At 66.6% G+C, this 2,123-nt stretch carries 3 protein-coding genes and 1 pseudogene; all 4 read left to right on the forward strand.

All coding sequences use genetic code 11. The features are described from left to right. Window positions 1-128 precede the first annotated feature (128 nt). A complete protein-coding gene (locus JAN01S_RS16335; protein ID WP_157075820.1) occupies window positions 129-386 on the forward strand; it encodes a hypothetical protein in 258 nt (85 codons plus the stop codon). Window positions 387-410: 24 nt separating this feature from the next. Further along, window positions 411-728: a hypothetical protein gene (locus tag JAN01S_RS16340; protein WP_068319882.1), complete on the forward strand. Its 318-nt coding sequence runs from the start codon at window positions 411-413 to the stop codon at window positions 726-728. A 171-nt stretch (window positions 729-899) separates the two neighbouring features. Next, window positions 900-1,475, forward strand: coding sequence for a hypothetical protein (locus tag JAN01S_RS16345; protein ID WP_068319884.1), 576 nt, complete (start codon window positions 900-902; stop codon window positions 1,473-1,475). 115 nt (window positions 1,476-1,590) lie between these two features. Beyond that, window positions 1,591-2,123: pseudogene (locus JAN01S_RS17005) on the forward strand (hypothetical protein); the annotation flags it as partial.

Raw genomic sequence — 2,123 nt, forward strand, 5'->3', positions numbered from 1 at the left:
CACGTCGACGAGCTGAGCGTTGGGGGCGCAGGGGTATGAGTGTGCGGGGCTCGCACGGCGCGGACACCGGCCGATTCCGGCGGGAGCAGGTCGAGACCTTGCGCCGGTGGGCGACGGGAGCGGTCCGCATGACCGACATCGCCCGAGACTGGGACCGGCCACACTCGCGTGTTCAGAACGAGCTGACGGCCACGGCACTGGCCCTGATCGCGCCTCACCTGGAGGACCTGCCCCGATGGGTGCAGGCTCGCTCGAGCGGCTTGGGTGATGAGGCCATCGCCGACCTGTCAAGCACCATGGCCTGCGTCATGGCGCTGGCCCTGGACGGCTGGCCCGACTCCGGTCTTCCGGACACCGGTGACGCAGTGGAGGCGCTGCGCAGCTAGCGTGCGGGGGACCCTGTTTCCCAGGTGGCTGCGGCCCTGGGCGCGCCGGTGGCGCGGCTGCGTCGGCAACTCGTCGAGGGGCACAGTGAGCTGACGCCGCGCAGGCTCATCCCGTCAGACCTTCGGTCACGTTACGGGTGGACCCCTTCAGCGATCTCCCAGTACCGGCGCAAGGGCACGCTGCCGGCCGCCGACGGCCTCGAGGGCAGTCGCGCCTGGTGGTGGGAAGCCACGGTCAACAATTGGGAGAACACGCGGGAGTTGCACTGGCTAGAGTGCGCGCACGCGTTCGTCGCCGCAGCAGGGCTGAAGGAGCACCGCACCCGCGTGCACGCTCGCTGAGCGAGCCCCTACGCGTGGCCCAGTCCCACGCGAGGCGTCCGGGGGGGTGGTGAGTAGTACTCATCTTCGGTGACCCGGCGCGGTTCAAGATGCGAGGCGAGCCTCGCCGTGAGACGTTGGCATTGGTCCAGGGGGAGACCGATCCCGTCGTGCTGGGCCGAGAGGACAACCATGCGTCTGCACACCCGCCCCACCGTCGTGACCGCGAGTCTCGCTGCTGCGCTGGTGACGCTGGCCGGCTGCGGCGGAGAGAGTGACGGCACAGACACCAACACGAGTGCCTCGAGCAGCAGCTCTTCAAGCACGACACCGAATTCGTCGACCACCTCGACCACCGACAGCAACCCTGACGGTGCCACGGCCATCAAGGTGGTCAAGAACTACGAGAAGACCTCGGCGCAACTGCGCCTGAAGCCGACGAAGGAAACCGGGGCCCTAGGGGCATATGCCACAGGACAGGCGTACAAGCAGCGCACGTTCAACATCCGTGATGACCGCGAGAAAGGACGAACCTACGAGGGTTCCTTGGTCATCGTCGAGGCAACGGCTTCGAAGAAGTCGTCGACCCGTCAGCGGGTAGTGGCCTGTACCGACCTCACTGCCGTGACCATCAAGGAGGCAGACGGTCAAGAGATCCCGGTGAAGCACGACCGCCTCGAGCACATCTACACGGTGGACAAGAGCGATGGCGAGGGGCAAGACGGAAAGTGGCGCGTCGTCTCCGAATCAGTCGAGGGCCCGTGTTGATCGGCGGTCGGCTCTCGCAATTGGCGGTGCCGTCCTCACCCTCGGGCTGACCCTGCCGAGTTCGGCGAGCGATCTGCAGTCGGCTCAGAAGCAAGCCGACCCCGTGGGCTGCGCCGTGAAGGACGAGTTCGGAAACTGCAAGGTCAAAGTCGCTTCGTCGGACGACCAGGACAAAAAGAAGCAGTCGTCGCAGAACACGGGCGCAAACACCACAGGTGGTAGGACCTCGGAAGTCACCTCGACGAAACGAGAGTGCCGCGACGAGGGGAAGGTCATCCCCTACATTGAGAAAAACACGGGTCGGTGGTGGTCGTCGTCGGCCCAGTGCTACGTCAGTGCAGTTGCTTCCCCGCCCCCGCCGTCAGACCCCGTGTGGCAGGGGAACACCAAGGGCGCGATCTACTCGTGCCTGATCGACAGCGCGGGCGGGATGACTATCGGTGGTCCCGGCGATGGAGCGATGAGAAACCAATTGTTCTGGTCCGCGACACCCCCCGACGGTGGACCGCCAGCCGCGGCGAACCTGCCGAACGCGCGGACCCTGGCTGACCAGGCAATCGCCCGGATGAAGATGCGCGCCCCGAAGATCGGGATCGCACCCGACGACGCTCCGGGCTCGGTCGGCCTGGTGGGGATGCCGGTGTGGAC

The organism is Janibacter anophelis NBRC 107843 (genome assembly GCF_001570945.1).
In the GTDB taxonomy this organism is placed as follows: Bacteria; Actinomycetota; Actinomycetes; order Actinomycetales; family Dermatophilaceae; genus Janibacter; species Janibacter anophelis.